Annotated in this window: 25 protein-coding genes; 18 read left to right on the forward strand and 7 right to left on the reverse strand. The window is 40.4% G+C overall.

The genetic code is table 11. The annotated features are described in order from the left end of the window. Positions 1-11: 11 nt before the first annotated feature. A complete protein-coding gene (locus LZF95_RS22785; protein ID WP_233757638.1) occupies positions 12-1550 on the reverse strand; it encodes a helicase HerA-like domain-containing protein in 1539 nt (512 codons plus the stop codon). Between the two features lie 88 nt (positions 1551-1638). Next, positions 1639-2046, reverse strand: a complete 408-nt coding sequence (locus tag LZF95_RS22790) for a DUF4332 domain-containing protein (protein ID WP_233757640.1) — start codon at positions 2044-2046, stop codon at positions 1639-1641. A gap of 219 nt (positions 2047-2265) precedes the next feature. On the opposite strand from LZF95_RS22790, the gene LZF95_RS22795 reads away from it, so the two are divergent. Continuing rightward, on the forward strand, positions 2266-2979 hold the full coding sequence (locus tag LZF95_RS22795) for a molecular chaperone DnaJ (RefSeq protein ID WP_233757642.1): 714 nt from the start codon (positions 2266-2268) through the stop codon (positions 2977-2979). A gap of 212 nt (positions 2980-3191) precedes the next feature. Here the strand turns inward: LZF95_RS22795 and LZF95_RS22800 are convergent, their stop codons facing one another. Beyond that, on the reverse strand, positions 3192-3794 hold the full coding sequence (locus LZF95_RS22800) for a tetratricopeptide repeat protein (protein ID WP_233757644.1): 603 nt from the start codon (positions 3792-3794) through the stop codon (positions 3192-3194). A gap of 14 nt (positions 3795-3808) precedes the next feature. Beyond that, entirely contained in the window at positions 3809-4624 is an 816-nt protein-coding gene (locus LZF95_RS22805) for a 2,3,4,5-tetrahydropyridine-2,6-dicarboxylate N-succinyltransferase (RefSeq protein WP_233757646.1), read from the reverse strand. Positions 4625-4645: 21 nt separating this feature from the next. On the opposite strand from LZF95_RS22805, the gene LZF95_RS22810 reads away from it, so the two are divergent. From LZF95_RS22810 to mnmE, 8 genes are all read left to right on the forward strand, one after another. Continuing rightward, positions 4646-5767: a glycosyltransferase gene (locus tag LZF95_RS22810; RefSeq protein WP_233757648.1), complete on the forward strand. Its 1122-nt coding sequence runs from the start codon at positions 4646-4648 to the stop codon at positions 5765-5767. Between the two features lie 325 nt (positions 5768-6092). Continuing rightward, a complete protein-coding gene (locus LZF95_RS22815) occupies positions 6093-6755 on the forward strand; it encodes a metal-dependent transcriptional regulator (RefSeq protein WP_233757649.1) in 663 nt (220 codons plus the stop codon). 87 nt (positions 6756-6842) lie between these two features. Then, the gene (locus LZF95_RS22820) at positions 6843-7757 is read left to right on the forward strand and encodes a metal ABC transporter solute-binding protein, Zn/Mn family (RefSeq protein WP_233757651.1); all 915 of its coding nucleotides are present in this window, start codon (positions 6843-6845) and stop codon (positions 7755-7757) included. Further along, positions 7754-8542 (forward strand): metal ABC transporter ATP-binding protein, encoded by a 789-nt coding sequence (locus LZF95_RS22825; protein WP_233757653.1) that lies wholly within the window; start codon positions 7754-7756, stop codon positions 8540-8542. The genes LZF95_RS22820 and LZF95_RS22825 overlap by 4 nt, the downstream gene beginning before the upstream one ends. 1 nt (position 8543) lies before the next feature. Next, the gene (locus LZF95_RS22830) at positions 8544-9836 is read left to right on the forward strand and encodes an iron chelate uptake ABC transporter family permease subunit (protein WP_233757655.1); all 1293 of its coding nucleotides are present in this window, start codon (positions 8544-8546) and stop codon (positions 9834-9836) included. Next, positions 9826-10722 carry a metal ABC transporter permease gene (locus tag LZF95_RS22835; RefSeq protein ID WP_233757656.1) on the forward strand — a complete coding sequence of 299 codons (897 nt, stop codon included), beginning with the start codon at positions 9826-9828 and terminating at the stop codon, positions 10720-10722. Before LZF95_RS22830 ends, LZF95_RS22835 begins: the two co-directional genes overlap by 11 nt. Positions 10723-10733: 11 nt before the next feature. Next, the gene (locus LZF95_RS22840; protein ID WP_233757657.1) at positions 10734-11186 is read left to right on the forward strand and encodes a thioredoxin fold domain-containing protein; all 453 of its coding nucleotides are present in this window, start codon (positions 10734-10736) and stop codon (positions 11184-11186) included. Continuing rightward, on the forward strand, positions 11183-12565 hold the full coding sequence (mnmE, locus tag LZF95_RS22845) for a tRNA uridine-5-carboxymethylaminomethyl(34) synthesis GTPase MnmE (RefSeq protein ID WP_233757658.1): 1383 nt from the start codon (positions 11183-11185) through the stop codon (positions 12563-12565). The genes LZF95_RS22840 and mnmE overlap by 4 nt, the downstream gene beginning before the upstream one ends. A gap of 169 nt (positions 12566-12734) precedes the next feature. On the opposite strand, the gene LZF95_RS22850 is transcribed toward mnmE, so the two are convergent. After that, complete coding sequence (locus LZF95_RS22850; RefSeq protein WP_233757659.1) at positions 12735-12992, reverse strand: hypothetical protein; 258 nt, start codon at positions 12990-12992, stop codon at positions 12735-12737. Positions 12993-13656: 664 nt separating this feature from the next. On the opposite strand from LZF95_RS22850, the gene LZF95_RS22855 reads away from it, so the two are divergent. From LZF95_RS22855 to istB, 7 genes are all read left to right on the forward strand, one after another. Beyond that, the gene (locus tag LZF95_RS22855) at positions 13657-13992 is read left to right on the forward strand and encodes a hypothetical protein (RefSeq protein WP_306422407.1); all 336 of its coding nucleotides are present in this window, start codon (positions 13657-13659) and stop codon (positions 13990-13992) included. Positions 13993-13998: 6 nt separating this feature from the next. Then, positions 13999-14430 carry a hypothetical protein gene (locus LZF95_RS22860; protein WP_233757660.1) on the forward strand — a complete coding sequence of 144 codons (432 nt, stop codon included), beginning with the start codon at positions 13999-14001 and terminating at the stop codon, positions 14428-14430. Positions 14431-14439: 9 nt separating this feature from the next. Beyond that, positions 14440-15462: a hypothetical protein gene (locus LZF95_RS22865; RefSeq protein WP_233757661.1), complete on the forward strand. Its 1023-nt coding sequence runs from the start codon at positions 14440-14442 to the stop codon at positions 15460-15462. A gap of 7 nt (positions 15463-15469) precedes the next feature. Further along, positions 15470-17998, forward strand: coding sequence for a DUF4268 domain-containing protein (locus tag LZF95_RS22870; RefSeq protein WP_233757662.1), 2529 nt, complete (start codon positions 15470-15472; stop codon positions 17996-17998). Beyond that, a complete protein-coding gene (locus tag LZF95_RS22875; protein WP_233757664.1) occupies positions 17988-18533 on the forward strand; it encodes a hypothetical protein in 546 nt (181 codons plus the stop codon). The genes LZF95_RS22870 and LZF95_RS22875 overlap by 11 nt, the downstream gene beginning before the upstream one ends. A 1037-nt stretch (positions 18534-19570) precedes the next feature. Continuing rightward, positions 19571-21139 carry an IS21 family transposase gene (gene istA / locus LZF95_RS22880; protein ID WP_233757666.1) on the forward strand — a complete coding sequence of 523 codons (1569 nt, stop codon included), beginning with the start codon at positions 19571-19573 and terminating at the stop codon, positions 21137-21139. 5 nt (positions 21140-21144) lie between these two features. Further along, positions 21145-21867 (forward strand): IS21-like element helper ATPase IstB, encoded by a 723-nt coding sequence (gene istB / locus LZF95_RS22885; RefSeq protein WP_233757668.1) that lies wholly within the window; start codon positions 21145-21147, stop codon positions 21865-21867. 475 nt (positions 21868-22342) lie between these two features. Here istB and LZF95_RS22890 read toward each other — a convergent pair whose 3' ends face one another. Continuing rightward, positions 22343-23278, reverse strand: a complete 936-nt coding sequence (locus LZF95_RS22890; protein WP_233757670.1) for an alpha/beta hydrolase — start codon at positions 23276-23278, stop codon at positions 22343-22345. 116 nt (positions 23279-23394) lie between these two features. Continuing rightward, positions 23395-23703 (reverse strand): DUF3784 domain-containing protein, encoded by a 309-nt coding sequence (locus LZF95_RS22895; protein WP_233757672.1) that lies wholly within the window; start codon positions 23701-23703, stop codon positions 23395-23397. Positions 23704-24387: 684 nt separating this feature from the next. Here LZF95_RS22895 and LZF95_RS22900 point away from each other — a divergent pair. Next, positions 24388-25098, forward strand: a complete 711-nt coding sequence (locus LZF95_RS22900) for a virulence RhuM family protein (protein ID WP_233757674.1) — start codon at positions 24388-24390, stop codon at positions 25096-25098. Positions 25099-25146: 48 nt separating this feature from the next. Continuing rightward, the gene (locus LZF95_RS22905) at positions 25147-25353 is read left to right on the forward strand and encodes a Fic family protein (RefSeq protein WP_233757676.1); all 207 of its coding nucleotides are present in this window, start codon (positions 25147-25149) and stop codon (positions 25351-25353) included. The last annotated feature ends 266 nt before the right edge of the window (positions 25354-25619 follow it).

Below are 25619 nucleotides of genomic sequence, written 5' to 3' on the forward strand. Positions count from 1 at the left end.
GATTATATTACTCACTTTCTTTTAGAGAATGAACCTAGAATTCCTCTGGTCAATTCCCTGAAAATCGTACGTCCCACTTGCCTCACCATGGTGTTTTTGCTCAATTCCTCAATTAGAGAAGTTTCGCTTGTAGTCCTTCTGCTCTTCTGCGCCGATGCTTTAGACTGCAGAGATCCCGACTGTCGCTGTGCTTCTTCCAGATCATTCATTTTTTGGTTCAATAGCTCAAAAGCACTTTCCCTGTCAATATCCTGGTTATACTTATAAAGAAGTACTGAGTTCCCTACTACCGCATTGATCTCTTCGGGACTCAGAATATCCATCCTGGTAATCGGTGCCCTGACTAATGTATGTGCCAGTGGAGTGGGAATCCCTTTTTCATTCAAAGCCGTCACCAGGGCTTCCCCTATTCCCATAGCTGTGAGCACTTCCGAAGTCTTGTAATACGGAGAATCCGGATAGTTTTCAGCGGTCTTGGTAATTGCCTTCCGATCCTTCGCAGTAAAAGCCCTTAATGCGTGCTGCACTTTCAGTCCCAGCTGCCCCAGTATGTTGTCCGGGACATCTGTCGGAGTCTGTGTACAGAAATACACCCCTACTCCTTTGGAACGGATCAATTTGACTATAGCCTCGATCTTTTCCAGAAGATCCTTGGATGCATTGGAAAACACTAAATGTGCCTCGTCTATAAACAAGCAAAGTTTTGGCTGAGCCGCATCACCCTGCTCAGGGAAAGTCTCATAAATCTCCGATAGCAGGCTGAGCATAAAAGTTGAAAACAACTTCGGTCGGTTTTGAATATCAGTCAATCTGATAACGGATATCACTCCTTTTCCATCTTTGATCCTCAAAAAATCCTCTACTTCGAATGATTTCTCTCCAAAAAAACGTTCTGCCCCCTGTTGCTCCAGTTCAATAATCTTCCGCATGATGGTATTCACTGAAGCAGCCGAAACCTGTCCATATTCCTTTTGAATGGCTTCTTTACCTTCATTGGTAATATACTGAAGCACCCTTTTCAGATCTTTCAGATCAATCAAAGGCAGATGATGCATATCGCAGTAGCGGAATAGCAGAGATATTACTCCCCGCTGTGTATCGTTAAGTTCCAGTATCTGGGAAATCAAAACAGGGCCAAATTCGGAAACAGTCGCTTTTAACCGAACTCCTTTTTCTTCCGAAATGGACATCAGTTCGATAGGAAGGCCTATTGGATCATAGTCAACTCCTATGGCCTGAGATCGTTTTTTGATAAAATCACTGGCTGTCCCCGGCTGTGCAAGTCCAGAGAGATCCCCTTTAAGATCCATTAAAACAGAGGGGACTCCTTTCAAAGCCAGCTGTTCGGCGATCACTTGCAAGGTTTTTGTTTTACCGGTTCCGGTAGCTCCCGCGATGAGACCATGCCTGTTCATGGTCTTCAATGCAATGTTCACCTGCGCTCCAGTCACAGGTTCCCCCGCCAATATGCCGGTTCCCAATGTGATGAAATCATTTTTATAATTCTGGCCCTCTGCCAGGTGGGCAATAAATTCTTCTTTTTGGCTCATTGTCATGCCGATTAAGTAAGCAAACTACAAAAAAAACCTTGATGCCTTGGGCAAAAAGGTTTCAGTTAATCCTTTGATTGAATACAGTTCAATAAGTTACTAGAGGTTCCAAATTCTTAGCCTGCTCTATAAAGTCAGCCACTTTGGATTCGGCCGGAACTACCCTGGTCAATTTTTTCTCTTCCTGGGTTTTTACCAGGGCATTGTACAGGTTTTCAGGATTTCTAGTCCGCAATTCCTTTACGGTGTCCACTCCTGCGGCTTTTAGGAGTTCTGCAAACTGACTGGCAACGCCGTTGATTCTAAATAAATCTGCCATATTCACCCAATCCAGAATCCTGCCCTCACTCAATCCCGAAGCTTCCGCAATAGCTTTTCTACCTGATTTGCTCGCACCTTTCTCCAATAAACCTTCTACCGTAGAAATCCCCGCAGAAGCTAGTTTCTCTTTAATTGCCGGGCCGATACTCTCTATCATTGTAATTGATTTTCCCATCTTTGTTTAATTTTAGGGTTAAAGTAAATTGACAAAAAATTCTTTAATAGTGCCTGGAATATGTCAGGTCTAAATAGAATTTCATTCCAAAATAAAGACAATTATCAATTCGCCAAAACCAATTTCACATATTCATGCTAGTGTTGGCTTTTTGGAAACATTAACTTTACGATTACGAAACTTCTACCTTTATTGCTTCTGTAGATAAAACCTGTTCATGTGAGCTTTAAATTCCACCCTCCTCTCTATCTGATTTGCTTGATCCTCACAGTGGCTTTGGGCCAGGTTTCCCTGGCCCAGATCGGCCCAAATCTAGGGCATACCGACCGCTGGATGAAAGCTGCCAAAGCGGCTATTGAAAGAACTGATTATAAGACGGCAAATTCTATTTTCCGAAACATGATCGACTCAGGCCAACCACTTCCTGAGGAAATGCCCTATTTTTTCGCAGAAACTCTTTTCCAACTCGAACAGTATGACAACTCATCCAATTTTCTCAACAAGTACCTGGAGCTGAATGGATTTACAGGTGAATACTACAAAGCTGCACAAGAATTACAGCAGCGCCTGGAATCCCCCCTACGGGAAATACTGGATTGTCAGCTATGTGACCGTCGCGGGTACCGGTTCAAAACATGTTTCACCTGTCATGGAGATCGGCAACTAGAACAGGATTGCCACTACTGCAAAGGCAAAGGAGTGGTAGGATGTAGTCGCTGTAGTGGTTCAGGTATGATTACCAAAGTGAATATATTCAAAATCGTGGAATATTATGAATGCGACAGATGCCATGGAAAGGGCAGGCTTACTTGCCCTGTGTGTGAGGGAAATTTAAAGGAAGTAAGCTCATGTGAAACATGCCGCGGCAGTGGTAAATTAAGTTCAGAGGTGATATGCAATCATGAAGAGGAATCTCACGATCATGAGCTATAGGACATAGTCAAGGTCTAGAAGCTGTCCTATCGGAAATCTGTCCCTGCCTCTCGCAAAAAAAACGGCTGTCTCATAATCAGGTTCTCTTGTCAGGCTAGGCAGCCAGTCTGCCGAAGACATGAAAGTCGAAGCCTTTTATTTATGTGCTAATTAAGCCCATTTCGACTTGGCTCAATGTGACAATTATGAGTTACGAGACAGCCTCCTTTTTATTACTTGCAGTATTTGGAGTATGCTTCCTCAGCTCCGGGATACTCCAAAGCTGAAGCCAATTGAAAATCCTCACATGAGGATCCCACTTTTTTCATTGCGACCTTAAGCAAGCCCCTGTTATAGTAAGCCTGCCCAAAATTCTTATCAACCGAAATAGCATTATCGTAGGCTTTCAGCGCTTCATCAGGCTTGCCCAATTGATGCAAAGCACGTGCTTTCATAAATGAAGCCATAGCGGGTGCTCCTGAGACCTCGGCTGCCTGATCCGAATACAGCAAGGCATTGGTGTAGTTCTTCTCATTATAATGCACATTGGCCAAGCTGAGCAAGACCTGAAAGTTGTTCGGGTCTGTAGAGAGTGCTTTTTCAAAGTCCGCTATAGCGTCCTGGTTATTGCCCAACTCCTCGTAAGACCTGCCTCTGTTATAAAGAGCCCGTACATCATTTGGTTTATATTTTAATTCCTTGGTGTATTCACTTGCTGCCTCCTCGTACGCCCCTTTGTTGAAATACGAATCTCCGGAACTTGTTTTCTTTTCCGAACAAGACCAAAGTGATACTGAAATAAATAGAGCCAATAAAGCCCGTTTACCCATTTTCATTTTAATTAATCAGTTTATACTGCCACACTATTATCGCGCAGCGCATCGTTAAGCGAAGTTTTAAGATCAGTGGAAGCTTTTCTTTGACCGATGATCAATGCGCAGGGAACCTGGAAAGTACCGGCGGCGAAGTTTTTGGCTATAGACCCCGGAATCACAACAGACCGTTCTGGGACAAAGCCTTTGTATTCCTTAGGTTCAGAACCGGTTACATCTATAATCTTCGAACTAGCAGTCAAGGTGACACCTGCCCCGATTACAGCTTCTTTGCCGATTCTTACTCCTTCTACGATGATGGCCCTAGACCCTATAAATGCTCCGTCTTCAATGATCACCGGTGCTGCCTGAATAGGTTCCAGAACTCCTCCTATCCCTACACCGCCACTTAAATGAACATTTTTGCCGATCTGCGCGCACGAACCCACAGTAGCCCAAGTGTCAACCATCGTGCCACCGTCCACATAAGCTCCAATATTAACATAACTTGGCATCATCACTACCCCGGATGCAAGGTATGCCCCATAACGGGCTACTGCATGGGGAACCACACGCACTCCTTTTTCAGCGTAATTTGTTTTCAACGCCATCTTATCATGGAATTCAAAAGGCCCAACCTCTATAGTTTCCATTTTTTGGATAGGGAAATAGAGAATTACTGCCTTCTTTACCCAGTCATTTACTTTCCAGTTACCATCTTCAGCAGGTTCCGCTACACGTATTTTACCTGAATCCAGGTCAGCTATCACTGCTCTGATTGCTTGTTGTGTTGCTTCTTCTTTTAATAATTCCCGGTTTTCCCAGGCCTGCTCAATGATTGTTCTCAGTTCCATTATTTTGGTTAGTTTCGTTTAATGAGTGGAAAATCAGCTTCCTTAACTCCAGTCTTGATCGCGTCAAGCTTGAAGCCCGTCAAAGATACACGAGCTTGGGGAAAGCTTGGCCTTTCACTGCATAAAACAGGGCTTTTTAAGGTATATTTTATGGGATTTTCACAAAATCCTGAAGAAAATTGTAAAGATGAAAACTTCTATTCCTCGTTTTCATCTCAGAACTCAATAGGTAAAAGAGTGTTTTCGCAGGTGAATTTTACCCGAACGCTTTTTAAGCTACGGCCAAAAACCCTAGTTGTCTGCACTTATGAATATCTCCCCTTGGCCACCTTTTTCAAGAGATATTTAGGGTATAAATTAATCTATGATGTCCAGGAAAACTACGTGAAAAACCTGGAGCTTAACCCTACTTTAAGTAGTCCAACCAAAAGAAAAACCGGGTATCTAATCCGTTTGATGGAAAGTATGGCTAACATAGATTTACATCTCCTTGCCGAAAAATGCTATGTGGAAGAGATGCCTGAGAAATCTCCGTTTCTGATTTTGGAAAATAAATATAAAGGTGAAATCACGCCAATTTCCCCCTTCAGAGTGGGGCACAAAAATGGTTACTCTTTTTTGATTTCGGGGACGCTCACCCCTGCTTTTGGCACCCTGGATGCCGTCAAGTGGTTCAAAGAAATATTGAGAGAATTCCCGGCTTCGCAACTTCATATTATCGGCCATTGTCCTTTAGCGGACTTTCAGTTCACCCTGCAAAAAGCCGTTGAAAACACTCCCCAAATCCAACTCCGGTCATCCCGTTTCCCCGTGCCTCATGAGCAGATTGTCGCTGCTTATTCTACGGTAGATTTTGCACTTCTAGCTTACCAAAACAGAGCTGCTATTAAGAATAAAATGCCCACTAAACTGTTTGAATCAGCAGCCTTGGGACTGCCTGTTCTGATCAGTCCCAATCCAAAATGGGAGGAATTTTTAGCTCCGTTTTCAGGTGGGTTTTCCATGGATTTTTACGACCTGGACCATGCACTCAAGAATTTTGAAGCTGCACTTAAACAAGAGTATTTCACCCAAACACCGGGTGAATCTATCCTGTGGAAATCCCAACACGAAGCATTCATCACCGCCATTACCTCCTTATAATCCACACCAAGGTTCATATCTGAATGTGGATTACTATCCACACTTATCCACCTATGCCTGATTTTTGACACCAGTTCCCGGCCAATGGAAACTGGGGGACATTGCGATTTTTACTGACGGATTATCATAAACAATTTAATTAAATGACAAATTATCAATGCATTACAGTTTTTATTAGGGGAGCCTAAACTTTATTTTCGCTATAACTTAATCAATAAACACATTCGGAAATGAGTTATCCACACTTAATTTAGCCATAGTTCAAAATATTTTTAGCTATATCTAAATTATTTTTTATATTTGCCATAGCAAAAAACATTACCCCATGAACCTGACTACAGCTGAAGAGAATTATCTGAAAGCCATCTACCATCTTTCTGACGGCGCCACCAAAAGTGTATCCACCAATGATGTGGCTGCCGAGATGAAAACCAAGCCCGCCTCCGTATCCGATATGCTTAGGAAACTCGGTGAAAAGGAAATGATAGAATACAGGAAATATTACGGAGTCAACATCACGGAAGAAGGCAAAAAGAAAGCACTTCAGACCATTCGAAAGCACAGACTTTGGGAGGTGTTTCTTGTGGATAAATTACAGTTTGCCTGGGACGAAGTTCATGATGTAGCAGAAGAACTGGAACACATACAGTCCACCCTACTTATCCAGCGTCTGGACGCATATTTGAACTTCCCGAAATTTGACCCGCATGGTGATCCTATTCCAGATGAATACGGGGACGTAAGGGCTAGGCCAAGACTGGCGCTGAACGAAATGGAAGTAGATCAATCCGGTCAGATCGTAGCGGTAAAAGACAGTTCGGCAGCCTTCCTTAAATACCTTGACAAAGTGGGCGCGTATATCGGGGCAAGGATCAAAATATTGGACAAGGTGGAGTTTGACGGATCCATGGAAATCCTCGTCGATCAGAAGAAAACGCTTTTTATGTCAAAGGATGTCGCAGCAAATATTCTGGCGATTCAGTCATGAAACCGAGCACATCGGAAGCGAAACACAGATGGATGATTATTCACTATGCGAGATTCCTGTGACCATAAAGATTCAAAATATAATCACATGAAAAAATTCCTGGCATTATTGTCCCTACTGCTACTCTCTTTCGCTTGCAAATTTGAAAACAAGGAAGAAAGGGTGAAGCCAAAAATCGTGGCCACTACCAGTATCCTGGCAGATGGGATCAGGAATATAGTAGGCGAAAAAGCAGAGGTGGTCTCATTGATGCCCGCAGGTGTAGATCCGCACTTATACAAAGCCTCCGTCAGGGATTTGGATTTATTGCAAGATGCAGATTTGGTCATCTACCATGGACTGTTCCTAGAAGGAAAAATGACGGAGATTTTTGAAAAGCTAGACTTCAGCCAAAACCTGATCAATGTCTCGGAGAAACTGCCCCAAGACATGCTTCTAAGGTCTGGCCCTGAGACCCACTCAGTAGATCCGCATATCTGGTTTGATGTTTCACTTTGGTCCCAAGCCCTGTCCCATGCCGCGGAGGAAATCATCCTCTGGAGGCCTGCTTGGGAAGCAGCAATCCGTGAGAACAGCAGAAGCTATTTGGCCCGACTGGCAACTTTGCATCAGGAGACCATAGACAGAATAGCAGAACTTCGCAAGGCAGACCAGGCTCTGATCACAGCCCACGATGCTTTCTCCTATTTTGGGAAAGCCTATAATCTAGAGGTTCTGGGACTACAGGGACTGTCCACACTCAGTGAGCCGGGACTGAGAGACTTGACCGGCCTGGTGAGCTTTATTGTGGAGCGTGATATCCATGCGGTTTTTGCCGAGCAAACCATCTCTCCCAAAGCTATAGAGGCCGTAGTCGCCGGCTGCGCAAACCAAAACCACCAAATCAGGCTTGCCGGGCCTCTCTATACAGACAGTTTGGGAGCCGTTGACTCCCCTGCCGGAACCTATATAGGAATGATAGAGACCAATGTGCAAGTAATCTTTGAAAGCCTAACACTATGATCATAAACGTAGAATCCCCGATATTAGAAATACATGACCTCACAGTCAGCTACGACCAGACTCCTGTACTATGGAATGTTGACCTAAGTTTGCCTATGGGAAAGCTGATCGGCATTCTTGGCCCCAATGGTGCGGGAAAGTCCACGCTTATCAAAGCGATCATGGGATTGGTTCCTAGTACCGCTGGCCATGTAAAACTTTTTGACCGGGAGTTAAAAGAGGTAAGAAGCCGCATCAGCTACGTCCCGCAGCGAGAATCTGTGGACTGGAATTTTCCCGCATCGGTACTGGATGTAGTAATGATGGGAACCTACGGTAAATTAGGCCTTTTTCGCAGACCTGGAAAAAAGGAAAAAAACATAGCCATGGAATGTCTTGAAAAGGTAGGGATGCAGTCTTTCGTAGGCAGGCAGATATCAGAGCTCTCTGGCGGACAGCAGCAACGGGTTTTTATTGCCAGAGCGTTGGCACAGGAGGCGGATTTATACCTGATGGATGAGCCCTTTGCCGGAGTGGATATGGCGACGGAGACGGCTATTTTCCAATTGCTCAGGGAAATGACCACAGCAGGAAAAACCGTAGTGGTGGTACATCACGACATCCATTCTGCGATGAATTACTTTGACTGGATCATCATGCTGAACCTTCACCTGGTAGCTTCTGGCCCGAAAACCGATGTGGTGACGGAAGAATTGCTGCGCAAGACTTATGGTGGCAAACTCAACCTGCTCACCAAAGTCAGCGATATCATAAGACAAAAGGACTTCAACCCTCTAAAAAGCTGACATGAGTGACTTTGTATATTTCTTCACTTTTCAAGACAGCTCCATTGCATTCGTGGTGTTAGGGATCACACTTTTGGGCATCGGGTCTGCCTATGTGGGCGCCTACAGTTTTCTCGATAAAAAAGCCCTGTTGGGAGATGCCATTTCGCATGCGGTGTTGCCAGGCATCTGCCTGGGCTTTATACTGGCTGGTGAAAAAAACCCTCTATATATAGTCTCCGGTGCATTTCTGTCCGGTGCCCTGGCCACCTTTCTCACTTCCTGGCTCAAAGGCAACACGAGATTAAGTGACGATGCGATCATCGCCTCTATCCTGTCAATATTCTTTGGATTTGGAATAGTGCTTCTGACTGTTATTCAAAAGTCTGGAAACCCTGAAATGGCTGGCCTCAACCAGTTTATTTTCGGCAATGCCATAGCCATTCTGGAAGAAGATCTTTACATCTACGGAGGGCTGGCACTGTTGATCATAGTCACACTGACGGCATTCCGCAAGGAATTTTCCATGCTGGTATTCAATGCCGACTTTGGTAGATCCATTGGTTACCCCATGGGGACAATCCGATTGGTTTTTAATGTACTGATGATTTTGGCAGTAGTTATCGGAATCCAGGCCATTGGAGTAGTGCTGATGGCCGCACTGCTGATCACCCCCGGAGCTGCTGCCAGATTCTGGACGGATAGGCTTGGGCGACTTTTGGTTGTAGCCGGATTATTCGCTGCTATATCTGGCATAGTCGGAACCTACATCTCCTTTGTAATCCCCCAGATGCCCACAGGGCCCTGGGTGGTAGTAAGCCTTTCATTACTTGCTGTAATCTCCTTCCTTTTTGCTCCAAGAAAAGGAGTGGTTTCACGTTTTATAGCCAGAAAGCATTACCTGAAAAAAACACACCAAGATCATGTGTTGAAGCTTATTTACCATGGTCTGGAAAGTGGAAAGAGCACTTACCCCATAGAAGAAATCTATCAGTCTTTTTCATCCTCAAAAAGGAAAACAAGAAATATAATCGATGAATTAACTAAATCAGGTCTTATTACTGTAAACCAATTAGATATAAGTTTCACTTCAATGGGTAAGTCTGAAGCAAAACGAATCGTAAGACTGCACAGGCTTTGGGAACTTTACCTCAATGAATACATGAATATTGCCCCAGACCATGTGCATGACTCTGCCGAAAAACTAGAGCATATCCTTACACCGGAACTGGAAGCTTTACTGGAAAACAGGCTGAATTATCCCAAACTCGATCCTCACCAAGAGACTATCCCCCGCGACACCGATGAGCTTTGACCAAAACGCATTTCTGATCATTTTTACCGCATCCCTGATTTCCATATCCTGCGGACTTTTGGGTGTATTTATGATGCTCCGCAAAATGTCCATGACTGGCGATGCGATTTCTCATGCCGTACTGCCGGGCATAGTCATAGGCTTCTTTGTATCCGGAAGCCAGCGGGGACTTGAGGTCATTATAGGTGCAGGTTTGCTCGGTATTATGGCCACCTTAATCATCAACTGGCTCAAAACAAAAGCCAAAGTGCAACTTGATGCATCTATAGGAATCACTTTTACCCTGCTTTTTTCCATAGGGATAATTCTCATTAATATGCTCGCCTATAAAGTGGACCTGGATCAGGAATGCGTGCTATATGGGGAAATAGCCTATCTCCCGATTGATCTCTGGATTACTAATTCCGGTTTTAGTATGGGGCCACGTATCACCTACCTGGCATTGTTGAATTTGGTTTTGGTATGCATATTTATAGTCTTGTTATACAAAGAGTTAAAACTTACAAGTTTTGATGAAAGTTTCGGCCTGGTAATAGGCCTTCCTGCAGGAGCGATCAACCTGGCGTTAATGAGTATGGTATCGTACACTACGGTGAGCAGTTTTGAGGCAGTCGGGGCTATTCTAGTAGTGGCGCTACTAGTAGTCCCTCCCGCCACAGCTTTTCTATGGACTAAAAAATTGAGTTCCCTGATTAAACTTACCTGTGCATTGGGTATTTTTATTTCCATTGCCGGATATTACATGGCATATTTGGTGGACAGTTCCATAGCCGGGATGATGGTATCTGTGGGAGGAGTAGTATTTCTGGGAAGCGCCCTACTCACACGCACCAAGCCAAACTGGATATTCGGAACTTCCACTAGTCCAAAGCCGTTGGAGAATTGAAAATTACACGCATGAAAAAAATAGTAATCATAGGCTTAGTTCTATTAACAGCTTCATTTGCGCAAGCTCAGGATAAAATTGAATGGCTGAAATTTGAAGAGGCAGTAGCCGCTACTGAGGCCAACCCGAAAATGCTCTTGATCGATGTATATACCGACTGGTGTGGGTGGTGTAAAAAAATGGATAAGGAAACCTTCACCGATCCGGCTGTAGTCAACTACATCAATGAGAAATTCTATGCCGTCAAAATGAACGCTGAGGACAATAAGCGCAAGTTTGACTTCAAAGGAAAAGAATATACTGAGGCAAAAATGGCAGCGGCAATGCGCGTGAACTCCTATCCCAACTTTGTAATCATCGACCCTACCCTAAGGAATATTACCCAGCTACCCGGATATAGACAGCCCATTCAGTTTCTCGATGGATTGGGGCAAATCGTAGAAAATGGAATCGGCGCAAAATGAGTTTTTCCCTTTCAGAGCAGAATGACACCATCATAGCGTTAGCTACACCACAAGGTGTAGGTGCCATTGCCGTAATTCGCCTTTCTGGAAAAGATGCCATTCAGCTTACCAACGAGGTCTTTTTTGGCAAAAACCTAGAGAAGCAGGAATCCCACACCATTCACTTCGGCACTATCCGGGATGGAGACAAAATCATAGATGAAGTTCTCGTCTCTCTTTTCATCGCTCCCAAGTCCTTCACCAAGGAAAACGTGGTGGAAATCTCCACACATGGTTCTTCCTACATCATCAATCAAGTACTCAAACTATTTATCCGCAAGGGGGCCCGTCCGGCAAAGCCGGGAGAATTTACCCAGCGCGCATTTCTGAACGGACAGTTTGATCTGGCTCAGGCCGAAGCCGTTGCGGATCTCATCCATGCGGATTCCGAGACTTCACACCAGGCAGCTCTCAGCCAGATGAGAGGAGGGTTCAGTTCTGAAATACAAGAGCTTAGGAGCCGATTGATCCATTTTGCTTCAATGATAGAACTAGAGCTGGACTTCAGTGAAGAGGACGTGGAATTTGCAAGTCGTGAAGAATTACGGACACTTGTAGAGCGCTTACTTCGTGTGGTCGAAGAATTGATTCTAAGTTTTGATCTGGGGAACGTGATCAAAAACGGAGTGCCCACCGTGATCGCCGGTAAACCTAATGCAGGCAAGTCCACCCTGCTCAATGCCCTGCTCAATGAGGAAAAAGCCATCGTCTCTGAGATCGCAGGAACCACACGGGATTTTATCGAAGATGAAATCAACATAGGGGGCGTGATCTTCCGCTTCATCGATACGGCCGGACTACGGGAAACCACCGACACCATCGAGGCTATCGGAGTAAGCAGAACCCAGGAGAAAATGAAGTCAGCCTCTCTGATTATATATCTTTTTGATTTGGGAGATACAGACTTGGTGGAGATCAATCGGGATGTCAATAAGCTGGAAAATCAAGGGGTACCTTTCCTTAAAGTTGCAAACAAGATAGATAAGGCTAATTCACTACTTGTTAACGAATTAAAAGAGAAACATCCAGATACTATATTTATCTCGGCTGGCCAAAAGGAGAATCTCGAAGAGCTCAAATCCAGGATTTTGGTATTGGTGAATCTGGATAAATTCCGTACAGGAAACACCGTGGTGACCAATGTGCGGCATTATGATTCCTTGGTCAAAACCCGCGAATCCTTACTGGATATTCTGAGTGGACTGGACAATGAAGTCACCAATGATTTTGTGGCAATGGATATCCGCCGCTCCTTACATTTTCTAGGAGAAATTACTGGGGAAATTACGACCGATGATCTGCTGGAGAATATTTTTAGGAATTTCTGTATTGGTAAATAAACGCTTACAAACAACTATAAGGAAAATTAACAAAACCCTCTAACTAAGCTGATTAGAGGGTTTTTCATTTTTAAGTAATTTGTTAGAAAGCATAATTAGGCATGGTATTTCCTTAATTTTTGCAGGCCTTTAGATAGGCCGAAAAATCCCAGAATAACTTTTCTACTTATCATAAGCCTAGGAGTTTTTTTCGCTGATCTCTGGATAAACTGACCGTTTCAACTTGGCCCAGATCCATTTCTCTTTTTCTGAAAAGTATTTCTTCTACGTTCCTTGGGTTATCAAAATATGGATCTCCGCTTGGTGATGGATTATCATGCGAAACCAATTCACATTCTCTAAGTGTCACGCCATTTTTATAGGCAAGTTTTCTGAATTTTTCTAATACTTTCGGGTTATCAAACTCTATTTCAAGCAGATGCTCCATTTTTGATGCTTTGTCTATTCATTAAGGACTTGTAGAAAAAATAAGCAGGATCCAGATATCTAGGATGCTTTGATTGACCCAAATTTTACCAGAGGCTGTGGCAAAAAATCACTTACTGCCTTTTAAAATTTCAATTTTCTCCTGTTCGCTTTTTAGCAAACGTTCGTATAGCTTTTTATTTTCTTCTAGTGCCTCCATTAACTTATCCAGAGGGTTGAAGGTGCATTGAAAATTAAAGGCACTTTGATCATAAAAAGAATTAATGTTACTGATTTTTACCGGCTAAAAAATTGTTTTTTATAAAAAATGAACTGTCAACTGCAAAATTTACCGGGAATGATGGTTTCATGATTTCTCTTTTAAGTAATTAGGGTCAATAAAAAGAATTCTCAAAAATTAAGATTTTCTTAACAATCGCGTAAACTATATTCGCAGGTTTTAAGTGTATGAGTTTATCGTCATGGATTAAACTTATCCCGTGAATACAGCAATTTTTGTTTTTTGTTACTCCAATTTCTCAATTCTCGTAAACTCTAGACCAATTCCGAAGCCAAATTAAGAATTTCGTCGAGCTTTAAAAAAAAATCAACCCCACATCCCATTGAGTTTTTAGTCAAAAAAAATGCATCTTGTAATATGTTTTTTAATACAAGATCCTTTCTGAATGTCCATCAAGATTCTTAAGCCCAAACAAGCACTAAATAAAGCCTACCTAAAAGTAAAGCCTAACCGTACAGAAATCGAGGGATTTAAGTCAAATCTTACCAAGCTGATAAATCATAGTAATGAGGTTGAATCTGAGGAATTTCATAAGAATCTGGTCATTGATTTTCTTGAAAATACCTATTACGATCCCAATCATTACATCAATACCAAAGGAAGAAATGACCTGGTAATCCATAATGGAGATAAAGCTAAGGCAACGGTTGAAGTGGTCGACCAATTGGTTTATGAGCTGTATGGATTAAGTGAGGAGGAGATTATGATAGTTCAAACTTAACAGAATATGGGATATTATAAGAACATCAAATGCGGAAATTGTAAATATTCTTTTACTGGGGGATATAGTCCAGCCAATGGATTTATGGATTCAAATCTAGGAATTCCTTATGTAAAATGTCCAAAATGTAGAATAATTAATGCAACTGGGGATATTCCTTGGTCTCAATTCTCAAGTTGGAAAAAAATATATCATTGGATTTCTTTAATTATTAGAGGATTACTTTACGGGTTTTTCCTAGGGGCTATTATTTGGGGTGTCTTAACAAAGTTGCTAGAAATAGATTTCAACATTAATATTTTCTTTCCTATTGGGATAGGAATAATTATAACTTTATCCATTATGATAAAATATAATACTAAAACAGTAAAAAAAATTGAAAAAAGGTGCATGAATAAAGACTGGGATTACCTTTTATCTGAAACAAAAAATAATTAGTTTTAACACATGAATAAATGTAAACTATGTAAAAGCTCCAATGCGGTCAAAAAAGGATCGCATATTATACCTCATTTTCTTCTAAAGAAAATTGAAAATATTGATGGCTCAAAATTGAGAGATATGGAGTTAGGATTTACTCTTACTGCTACTGACTCAAAGGTTCATTTCGGAAGAGCTGTACCTCCTGAAAAATTAGAAAAGGTATTAGGAAAAATAGAAGAAAGTGACATAGAAAATAATAACCATCCTATGATACTTGATTATATTTTTTGTAGCAACTGTGAAATAAGATTTTCAAACATTGAATCGATTTATTCTATAGGTTTGTCAAAACCTATAAATTCAAATAATGAATCTGGAAATAGCGGAGTAATTTCAATATTATTTTGGGTTAGTGTGTTTTGGAGACTTTCAATTATTTATCCTAAAATATTCTCAAAAAAAGAGATTGAGTTTATGAGAAAATCATTAGATAGATTTTTAACATCCAATGGAGAAGAAATTAATGAAAAAGGAATAATTGAAAGTCATACATTCGAAAAAATAGGATTACGGATTTTAAAATCTGTTCTTAATGATACTGATGCTTCACATCATATGATTCATCCACGATTTAAATATCCATACTCTATGATTATTCATGACATGGTGATAACTCTTGCGTTTTCAAACAATTTTAGTATTTACAAAAACAGTAATTTATTTGGATTATCTAATGAGATATTAGAATCTTCTCCTACTTTACCAAGTGGCAACGAAAAATTAAATCCATTAGACTCTTCAATATTAAGGTCTATGAATTTGGAAGTAGTCAATACTAGTGTCAGGCAAAGAGTTAAATCCTTTAATTCTATATTAAATGAAATTCACGTAAGACTTGGAGGAAGAGGAAATACTATGCCTACAGATATAAAAAGTCTAATATGGAGCCATATGGCAAATAAAGAGAATGAAAAGGCAAAACAATTCACATTAGAAGACTTTTACGATTCTGTAATCGAAGTGTTCAAAAACCATATCATAGAGTAATATTGTTATGAAAGCCACAGAACTCCAAATAATCAATTTTTTACAAGCACCTAAAGTCCAATTTGTAATTCCTATTTATCAGAGAAATTACGATTGGACTATTTCTGAATGTCGGGAACTACTGAAAGATATCATTCAGGTTTCCCAAGAGAACAGACCCTCCCACTTTATCGGAAGTATAGTCTTTATTCATGACGGGGTTTATAGCTCCAGTAATGAGGTAAAGGAATTGGTGATTATTGACGGTCAACAGCGGTTGACTACTATAAATATTCTCTATGTTGCTCTATACCGATTTGCAAAGGAAAATGGAATCGCCAATGATGCGAATATGGTATTTGATATGTTCCTGACGAATCAATATGTACAAAAAGAAACATCTAAACTAAAGCTGAAGCAAACGGATCGGAATGGGGATGCATTTAAAGCTATTCTTTATGGAAATGAGAAATCTTTCCCTGAATACTCCAATGTAAAAGAGAACTTCACTTTTTTCAGCGGGGAGATCACTTCAGAGAATTTCCATACCATATTGGATGGTTTAAATCGATTGATTTTTGTAGAAGTTTCCTTGGAACGCGGGAAAGACGATCCGCAGCGGATTTTTGAAAGCTTGAATTCCACAGGCTTGGATCTTTCCCAATCTGACTTGATCCGGAATTTCATTTTAATGGACTTACCTCCTATTTCGCAGAACAAAATATTTGAGTCCATTTGGAGTCCTATAGAAGAAAACGCAAAAGATCTGGCTAAGAAAACGTCGTTGGTTTCTGACTTTATCAGGGATTATCTGACTCTTAAAAACAAGAAGATTCCGAACAAGAATAAGGTTTACCAAGAATTCAAAATTCTGTTCTGCGACAAAAATCAAGATGGATTCCACCAAGAATTAGAGGACATCAAATCACTTTCTGTTCATTACAAAAAGCTTGTCAACCCATCCACAGTGGCAGATAAACAAGTCCGGAAAGAGCTTGAATATATCAATAGACTTGAAATCAACGTCGCCTACCCTTTTTTACTGCAGGTGTTTGAAGATTTGGAGAATGGATTGATCGAAACTCCAGAGCTTGTTTCTATTTTGAAGTTGATCCAAAGTTTTGCCTGGAGAAGGTTTATTGTCGGCCTACCTACTAATTCCCTCAATAAAGTCTTTATGACTTTGTATTCAGAAATCGATACAGAAGACTATGTAGAATCCATAGAGAAAGCCCTGATGCGCAAAGGTGGTAGTTCAAAATTCCCAACCAATGATGATATCAGATTGGCTTTGAAAGACAAAGACCTTTACAATATCCAGTCAAAAAACAGATCCTATTTCTTCGAATTACTGGAAAACTACAATAACAAGGAATATGTGGATACCTCAAACGAGGCAATCACCATAGAGCACATTTTCCCTAGAACTCCCACAGATGAATGGAAATCACAGCTGACAAGAGAGCAATTTGCTGAGTTTAAGGATAAGTATCTTAATACCATTGCCAATCTTACGCTGTCTGGCAACAATGGAGCACTTAGCAATAAGTCTTTCCTGGAGAAGAAAACCATGAATGTGGACGGAAATGAGCAAGGTTATATTCACAGCAGGCTTTGGCTCAACTCCTATCTTCAGAAACTTGAAGAATGGACGATTCCACATTTAGAGCAAAGATTTGAAATCATCTACGAACGATTTCTAAAAATCTGGAAATTGCCTGAAGTTATAGTCTTTGAAGATCAAAGCGATGAGGAACAAAATATCTTTGACGCTGAAAAACCAACATTTAAAAAGTTAGGATACTTTATTTTTGAAAACAATAAAATTGAAGAGGATGCCATTGCACAGATGTATTTCTATGTGCTCAGAAGCCTTTTCAAGAAAAACTCAGAAGTAATGGTAAGCGGTCAGGAAATTTTGAAAATAACCCGAAACCAAACTGACTTTAGAGAAGCAAAGGAATTAGATAATGGTTGGTTTTTCGAATCCAATATTGATAGTAATTCGAAATTCAGCATTTTGAAAAAATTGCTTTCACTCTTCGAGATGGAAGAGGAGCTGATCATAAAATATCAAACTGGGCCAACAAATAATGGTGAAACGGGAAAGGCAGGATTGCATAAAAAATTCTGGCAACAGTTATTACCGCAAATCCAAGGATCATCTTTATTTGAAAATATAAAGCCAAATAAAGATCATTGGCTTAATGCTGGCTCTGGAGTTACTGGAGTTGCTTACTGTTTAGTAATCACCAAATCTTGTTCTAGAGTTGAACTTGACATAATGACGTCAAATAAGGATCTTAACAAATCCTATTACCGACAACTTTTCAATAAAAAAGATGCTATTGAGGAAAAATTTGGGCATTCTTTAGAATGGCAGGAATTACCTGATAAAAAGATGTGCAGAATTAAGTGTGAACTGGATGGATTGGATTTCTTCAATCAAGAGGAATGGCCAAAAAGAAATGAATTTTTCGTAGAGATGCTTCCCAAATTTCAGCAGGCCTTTGATCCTTATATTAAGGGATTAACCAATAGAAATAATGACATTTGATATGATAACTGTAAAACACCGATTTTCAAATCATACAATCAGGCCTGATACCGAGACTTTGATACTTGGAACATTTAACCCTGAAACATCAGGTAATAACGCAGATTTTTTCTATGGAAGAACTAGGAATTATTTATGGAGGCTGTTACCTACAGCTTTTGGTGAGGATGATCTAAAAGGTGCCCCCAAGGCTGAGAAATTGGACTTCATTAAAAAATTCAAAATCGATTTGATTGATTTAATGGAAGAGATAAAAGTTGAGGAAGGTCAAGAAGCTAATTATGATGATGTGTATATAGACAATAAGGTTAGCATCTGGCAGAACGTAATTGGTGAAATAGATAAGTTGCCAAATCTGAAGCTTGTTTGCTTCACAAGAAAGACCTTTACTGGTATTCCAAATATGAAAGAACATGTGGACGAGATAATGGCTTATTGCGAAGTAAGAGGAATACTCTTCAAAGCTATGACCACGCCAGCACGTTTTTACAGTAATGATAAACAAACTGAGTGGACAATTTCTCTGAAAAATTAAATACTTGGGAAATTTCAGTATACAATTAATTAAAATGAACATGGCAGTATTCAGAAATTTCTAAGCGACAATTTGAATATATTGACAGTACTTTCAATGCGCAGCTATTCAATAGAGAAATAAATGATCTTCCAGAGAATTCTACAATAACATTTAATGAAAAAGTCATAACTTCAGAATTTAGCATAGAATTACAGCTAGTACGTCGTAATATTAGATTTTCCAAATGTACATTTAACGAACCAATTTATATAAATGCTAGTGATTCTAAAATATTAATATATGGAAACACTGTAAATGAAGTTGGATTAAATACTTTAGTACTCTCAATTAATGGGGCAAGAAACTCGATATTTTTTAATAATATAGAGGGAGTATATACAACTTTAGAGGGAATAATTGGTCAGGGCAATAATCTTTCAATCGGAATGTCAAGTAGTTTTTCATTAGCTATTTCTAGTTGTTCTTTTTCAAATTTTAAAATTTATAGTTGCAAAAATTTACTCGAACTTTCATTAGACACTTTAAATATTAATAAATTTGTAATCGTTTCTACTCAGATAAATGAAAAAATATTTATTCAAGAGTGTGAAATATCAGAAATTGAATTTTCACAGGCAAAATATATACTAATAATGCCAGTTTGGAATTGATAGAACTAAAAGAACTTAATATACTAAGTTCAAATTTCAAGAAAGTTTGGATTTCAATTAACCATTCACATGAGAATATTAGATCAATAAATTTTCAACCAGTAAGAAGTCTTAAAATAATAGTGGATATTCCGGAGCATGCTGACCCCTCCAGTCCGGAGAGTTTTTAAGTAGTGAAAGTGCCTTTACAGGCTGGATTCGACTGACATTCCGGCGCATGTTGACCCCTCTAAGATAGATTTTCGGTGATATTCCGGAGCATGTTGACCCCCTGATGGTTGATATTCCGGAGTATGTTGACCCCTCTGATCGATGGTTTTGGTTTTTTAGCGGACATTTTCGATAACCGCTAACTATAATCCAATGGCTGGAAAACCTAAACCTATGAGTCAGATAAAACAAATGATCATACTTAACAGGCAGGGAAAGGGAGTCAAAACAATCGCCCGTATGCTGGATATCAGTAAGAATACCGTCAAGACTTATCTTTTTAAGCTCGATAAACTACTGACAGCCAATCTGTCAAAAAAGCTTACCACCGAGACATTGCTAAGCCTTGACGAGCCTGAATTATATAGGCTTTTCCATCCCGGAAACCCTTCTTATAAAGATTCACGGTATGAATACTTCAAAGCCAACCTTGGGTATTATCTAAAAGAGCTGGAAAAGACGGGAGTGACCAAAGCCGTTCTGTGGGAAGAATACAGGCAGTCCATTCCGGACGGATACAGCTACTCCCAATTCTGTTTCCACCTTGACCAGCAGCAGACTGCAAAAGGGAAGCCTTCCATGATTCTGGCCCACAAACCCGCAGAAAAGCTCTACATGGATTTTGCGGGAAAGACAATTCACTACGTCGACAGGGAAACAGGGGAAGTCATAGCCTGCCAGCTTTTTGTTGCCTGCCTGCCCTTCTCGGATTATGCTTTTGCCATGGCTGTGCCATCCCAGAGTACATCCGACTTCCTTTATGCGCTCAGTAGATGCATGGAAGACCTGGGCGGTGTACCACAACTTCTTGTTCCCGACAACCTGAAGGCAGCTGTGGTTAAAGCCGACCGGTACGAACCTGATATCAACCAGGCCCTTGAGGATTTTGCCAACCACTACGGAACAGCAGTGTTACCTGCGCGGGCAAGAAAACCCCAGGACAAAGCTTTGGTGGAAAACCAGGTCAGGATCCTGTACTCAAGGGTATATGCCAAGCTCAGGAACATGCAGTTCTTTGATCTTACTGCCCTCAACGGGGCAATCAGAACGAAGGTAAAGTCCCACAACCAGACAAGGATGCAGAAGAAGCCATACTGCCGGGAAGAGAAGTTTCTTGCAGATGAAAAGGCCCTGCTGGGAGATCTTCCTGCTGAGCGTTTTGAGCTCAGGAGTTATTCAGTGCTTACAGTCGCCAAAAACAACCACGTCTATCTGTCTGCCGACAAACACTACTACAGCGTCCCCCACATATTGATGGGCAACAAAGTAAAAGTGGCCTATACCAGATCCATGGTTTTTATATACCATGAAGGCAAAAAAGTGGCGGTCCATTCCAGAAGCTTCAAGACCGGGGCTTACTCCACGGTCAAAGAACACCTCTGTTCCCATCACCAACACTACCGGGACCGGAGTCCGGAGTATTACAGAAACCTGTCTGCGAAGGTGTCAAAGGTTCTGTATGAGTATGTATGTCTGCTTTTTGAGCAGAACAGATATCCCGAGCAACTCTACCGGTCCTGTGACGGACTGCTTGCCCTGGCAAGAAAATCCGATACGGAGGTATTGGAAAAAGCGTGTAAAACGGCCATGGAGAACGGGATATTCTCCTACAAATTCATCAAAAACATCATCGAAAACCATATGGAAGACGAATCTGTCCACAATAACAATACAGCGCTGCCCAAACACCGGAACTTAAGGGGAAAAGCATATTACAGTAACCAACAGACAATTAAATTTTAATGCCTATGACAAACCAGATCCAATCGCAGCTTGCCAGACTCAAGCTGCACGGCATGTCCAAAACATGGACGGCCCTCATGGAAACAAGAAAAAACCAAAGCCTCTCACTCGCTGAGGGTCTTGAACTGTTGCTGCAGGCCGAAGAGCTTGAAAGGGACAACAGAAGATTCAAAAGACTTGAAACCAATGCTGCATTCAGGTATAAAGCTTCCATAGAGGAGCTCAAACTGGACAAGGTAAGAGGTCTTGACGATGTGCTTCTCACCACCCTTGCAACAGGAGAGTTCATCAATAAAGGAGAGGCTGTCCTGATTACCGGGGCAACAGGATGCGGAAAAAGCTATATGGCTTCTGCGCTGGGACACCAGGCCTGTATTCTGGGATTTAAAGCAGCTTACTTCAACACACAGAAACTGATGCTGAAAACCAAGATGGCCAGGCTGGAAGGGACAGTGATGAAGTTCTTTGACAAACTGGCCAAGACAGACCTGCTGATCATGGACGACTTTGGGCTGACACACTTGGAACAACAACAGCGAATAGATTTTATGGAAATGATTGAGGACAGACACGGGAAGAAATCAACGATAATCGTCAGTCAACTGCCCGTTTCGAGTTGGTATGATATCATCGGAGAAGAGACCATTGCTGATGCAATTCTTGACAGATTGGTCCACTCATCTTACAGGATCGAGCTAAAGGGGGAAAGTCTCAGAAAAAAAATGTAAAATTGTCAGCCTAACAGATTACAGTACCAAACCCATTTTTAGAGAGGTCAATATGCCCGGAACGGGGGTCAGTATTGTCCGGAATATCCATCTAATCCCCACTAAACTACCCATAATCAGAATTCCTTAACTCCAATCTCGGCATTTCAACGCCCCTTTTTTCCTTACCTCTTTTACAAATAAAGTGATTATTATAATCCTGTCCCCATTGTTGAACTACAAAATTATGGATTAATGATTTGAAACTCTTGAATATCACCAAGGAAAATAGGAATAATTCAATAAACGGTCGTTTTTTGAGACAGTGTTGGAAAAGGATTATCATATTCGAATTTACTTTGTTCGTAGTTTTAAAAATTGATCTAGGGAAAGAAAACAACTTTTAACCCTTTTACCTGCATCAACATCAGGTGGAAAAAAAAAATTATCCGTGAGATCAGCTCTCTCACGGTTTTTTTAAAGTACTTATGCTTTTTTACTTATCGATAAATTGTATAATGATATCCATTAATTCTACATTTAAAGGTAGATCTGGCATAGAATAGGTCGCAATATTTTTCGATCTATCTAGTTCTGAATCTTTCAAAATATGATTCATTCCTTCAATTATCTGCTTTTTAGCCTCTTCATTTGCGTTTCCAAGTTTATCAGCATCGGAGACACCTATCTGAATGTCCGTGGTGCCTTGGATTATTAAGGTTGGTATATCAAGCTTTGCAATTTCTTTTTGCGGGTCATATTTAAACCAAGAAATAATATAAGGCTGAATACTAGGGCGGAAAATCGAGTAAAGCATTTGAGGAACTTCTTCCGCTGTTTCTCCCTTTTCTAATTGTTCTATAATTGGTAGCGCTTGTTCTAATACCACAGGAGGTTGCGATTTAAATTGCTCCTTTATAGCCTCACCTGCCGGAATTCCAGCTCCTGCTATAGAGATGAATCTATCCGCCTGAGACTTGCCAGCTGCCAGCATTCCAATTAGTGATCCTTCGCTGTGACCAAGAATAATAATTTCTGAAAACCTTTTATCTTTTCTTAAGAATTCTACCCAACTCACCGCATCATCGACATAATTTTCAAAACGTAAATCGATTTCCTTTAAACCTGAATCCTTACTTTCAGCTACTCCTCTTTTATCATATCTAACTGAAGCAATTCCATTTCCAAGTAATCCCTCTGCTAACATTTTCAAGTGATTATTTGTCATCATTGGATTATTACCATTTCTATCTGTCGGCCCTGAACCTGCAATAATTAAAACAACAGGAATTTTTTTACTGACATCAGGACTAAGTAAAGCCCCCTCTATATTTCCTGTTTTGGTTTCAAGAGTAATCTCCTTATCACTTATTTGAGCAAGAAGGTTTCCGGCTAGCATTACCAGTGCTAGCGTGATAATTTTTAGTTTCATGTTTTTTAGTTGAGATTCAGATATTTTTCGAGCTAGATTTTAATTTCAAATGTAGGAGTCCAAGCATTAAAGCTTTTTATGTTGCATTGGTTTCAATTTCAGCCGTACCTAGAAATTTAACGAAATCGATTATTCACTAATAAGTTCGAACCAACAACAGAAACTATCAATCCTACTATAGTCACTAACACAAATATTCCTACACTTAATTTCGGGTTTTCAAGCCAAATAGATACAGGAAATCCTATAAGGACAACACCCCCCATTAAACTAAAAAGCAGAGAGGCATAGAATGGCAAACCATTTTTCTCGGCATTTTCCCTTTCACTACTTGACAACCTACTATAACCCGCTAAAATATTTGGATACACTCTAACCACTTGACCAATAATCAAATATAAAGTTCCCATTATTATAATGCCCATGTTCTTGTTCTTTTAAAGATTTAATTTGAAATTAAGGCAAGCCTAAGATTAATTCAAATAAATTTTAATTGCAAAAGCAAATCGAAAATAACTGTTTTGTCTATTTTAAAAATGATCAATTTTTCCGGTTGCGATAAAAAAAATAGAAGTATTAAGATCGAAATAATCCAAATTCGCTACTGATTTCGCTACTGATTCAAAATTAAAAACCCTAACCATCATTTTTAAGACATTTAGGGTTTTTATATGTAGAGAAGAAGAGTATAAAACCTTAATCTGTAAGATTACTTCTACTTCAATAGCTCAATAACACATTCTAAATGAGTTATAGAACAACTTTCTATTCCTCAAGTGAACTACTTGGCGAAAAATTAACCTACTTTGAAGTTCGGACTGGAAATCCGCCGTTTCCAATTTTGCCACAGCTTGTGGCAAAAATCGTTTCCTGCTTTAATTTGTAGTCGCTTTCTCAAAATTAACTAAATCAAAGAGCTACCAACTCATTGACCTGAATTCAATCAGTTTCCGGCTCTCGAATACTTCTCTTTAGTTCATCTGTTTTAGATTTCCGAAACTTTCAAATTTTAACTTCTCCCTAATTTAGTCAAAGGCTTATAAACTTGTAACTTATGGATTTGGAGATAAAAAATTGTCATTTTTGAATTAGAAAAAGAATATCGGCCAATGGAAAACCAGATCGAAATATATCAAGGAAGTGACGGTCAGACTCAAATCGAGGTAAAATTTGAGCAGGAAACGGTTTGGCTATCTCAAGAACAAATTGCAGAGCTTTTTGGAAAGGGAAGAAGTACGATAACTGAGCATATCCGAAATGTTTTTAAGGAAGGGGAATTAGAAGAGCCAGTGGTACGTCGGGAATTCCGACATACCACTCCGCATGGAGCTATAGTGGGGAAAACTCAGGAAAAAGTAATTAAGCACTACAATCTAGATGTAATCATTTCGGTAGTTTATCGAGTCAAATCAAACCAGGGAACCCAATTCCGAATTTGGGCCACCAAGCGCTTGAAAGATTACCTCATCCAAGGCTACACCATCAATGAAAGTCGGCTGGCTCAGAAAGAACAAGAAGTCCAAACTTTAAAGGATGGGATCCGGATATTAAGTAGAGCAATTCAGCAAAAAGAGGAAGATCAAAATCTGGATTGGCTCAACCACTTTGCCAAAGGCCTGGAGTTACTTGACGATTACGATCATGAAAATCTAGATAAAAAAGGCTTAAGCAAAAGAAAAGCAAACTATCCCGATTTAGCTCAATATCAGGAGGTAATTAAATCCATGAGGTCAGATTTTGAACCCGGTGTATTTGGTAAAGAGAAAGATGGAAGCTTTGAAAGTGCCATAGCACAAATTAGCAAAGGCTTTGGCGAATAGGACTTTTATCCCACCCTGGAAGAAAAAGCCTCAACCCTACTCTACCTGATCGTCAAGAATCATGGATTTGTAGATGGTAACAAACGGATTGCGGCCGCATGCTTCCTTTTATTTTTGCAGCACAATGATCTTCTACATTCTAGTGATGGAATTCCAATCATAAGTAATGACGCCCTTGCCAGCCTAACGCTCTTCATCGCATCAAGCAAGCCAGAAGGCCTGTCCCGACGAATGACGGGAAAATGGATACCGTGAAGAAATTGGTGATTAGTGTATTGAACAGAAACAGAGACGGTAGGCACTGAACCTGAAAACAGCGTTGTACCCATTTTGAATAGAAAAAAACCCAATCCAACCGTCTGGATAAACTTTGTGCACACACTGTGTGCACAATCTTTCGTTTGGCTATTTACTAGATACTTAAAATAAAAAGGCCATAATTTGGATTTATGGCCTTTTTTTGAGATTATTATATCTAGTTAATAAACTAGATATGGGATATCCAACCAAAGTACAACTCA

The organism is Algoriphagus sp. AGSA1 (genome assembly GCF_021390545.1).
In the GTDB taxonomy this organism is placed as follows: Bacteria; Bacteroidota; Bacteroidia; order Cytophagales; family Cyclobacteriaceae; genus Algoriphagus.

Bases quoted from the DNA above. Each gene is read 5' to 3' on its own strand.
- LZF95_RS22785 (WP_233757638.1), bottom strand. From the start codon at position 1,550: ATGAGCCAAAAAGAAGAATTTATTGCCCACCTGGCAGAGGGCCAGAAT.
- LZF95_RS22790 (WP_233757640.1), bottom strand. From the start codon at position 2,046: ATGGGAAAATCAATTACAATGATAGAGAGTATCGGCCCGGCAATTAAA.
- LZF95_RS22800 (WP_233757644.1), bottom strand. From the start codon at position 3,794: ATGAAAATGGGTAAACGGGCTTTATTGGCTCTATTTATTTCAGTATCA.
- LZF95_RS22805 (WP_233757646.1), bottom strand. From the start codon at position 4,624: ATGGAACTGAGAACAATCATTGAGCAGGCCTGGGAAAACCGGGAATTA.
- LZF95_RS22810 (WP_233757648.1), top strand. From the start codon at position 4,646: ATGAGTGGAAAATCAGCTTCCTTAACTCCAGTCTTGATCGCGTCAAGC.
- LZF95_RS22815 (WP_233757649.1), top strand. From the start codon at position 6,093: ATGAACCTGACTACAGCTGAAGAGAATTATCTGAAAGCCATCTACCAT.
- LZF95_RS22820 (WP_233757651.1), top strand. From the start codon at position 6,843: ATGAAAAAATTCCTGGCATTATTGTCCCTACTGCTACTCTCTTTCGCT.
- LZF95_RS22825 (WP_233757653.1), top strand. From the start codon at position 7,754: ATGATCATAAACGTAGAATCCCCGATATTAGAAATACATGACCTCACA.
- LZF95_RS22830 (WP_233757655.1), top strand. From the start codon at position 8,544: ATGAGTGACTTTGTATATTTCTTCACTTTTCAAGACAGCTCCATTGCA.
- LZF95_RS22835 (WP_233757656.1), top strand. From the start codon at position 9,826: ATGAGCTTTGACCAAAACGCATTTCTGATCATTTTTACCGCATCCCTG.
- LZF95_RS22840 (WP_233757657.1), top strand. From the start codon at position 10,734: ATGAAAAAAATAGTAATCATAGGCTTAGTTCTATTAACAGCTTCATTT.
- mnmE (WP_233757658.1), top strand. From the start codon at position 11,183: ATGAGTTTTTCCCTTTCAGAGCAGAATGACACCATCATAGCGTTAGCT.
- LZF95_RS22850 (WP_233757659.1), bottom strand. From the start codon at position 12,992: ATGGAGCATCTGCTTGAAATAGAGTTTGATAACCCGAAAGTATTAGAA.
- LZF95_RS22855 (WP_306422407.1), top strand. From the start codon at position 13,657: ATGTCCATCAAGATTCTTAAGCCCAAACAAGCACTAAATAAAGCCTAC.
- LZF95_RS22860 (WP_233757660.1), top strand. From the start codon at position 13,999: ATGGGATATTATAAGAACATCAAATGCGGAAATTGTAAATATTCTTTT.
- LZF95_RS22865 (WP_233757661.1), top strand. From the start codon at position 14,440: ATGAATAAATGTAAACTATGTAAAAGCTCCAATGCGGTCAAAAAAGGA.
- LZF95_RS22870 (WP_233757662.1), top strand. From the start codon at position 15,470: ATGAAAGCCACAGAACTCCAAATAATCAATTTTTTACAAGCACCTAAA.
- LZF95_RS22875 (WP_233757664.1), top strand. From the start codon at position 17,988: ATGACATTTGATATGATAACTGTAAAACACCGATTTTCAAATCATACA.
- istA (WP_233757666.1), top strand. From the start codon at position 19,571: ATGAGTCAGATAAAACAAATGATCATACTTAACAGGCAGGGAAAGGGA.
- istB (WP_233757668.1), top strand. From the start codon at position 21,145: ATGACAAACCAGATCCAATCGCAGCTTGCCAGACTCAAGCTGCACGGC.
- LZF95_RS22890 (WP_233757670.1), bottom strand. From the start codon at position 23,278: ATGAAACTAAAAATTATCACGCTAGCACTGGTAATGCTAGCCGGAAAC.
- LZF95_RS22895 (WP_233757672.1), bottom strand. From the start codon at position 23,703: ATGGGCATTATAATAATGGGAACTTTATATTTGATTATTGGTCAAGTG.
- LZF95_RS22900 (WP_233757674.1), top strand. From the start codon at position 24,388: ATGGAAAACCAGATCGAAATATATCAAGGAAGTGACGGTCAGACTCAA.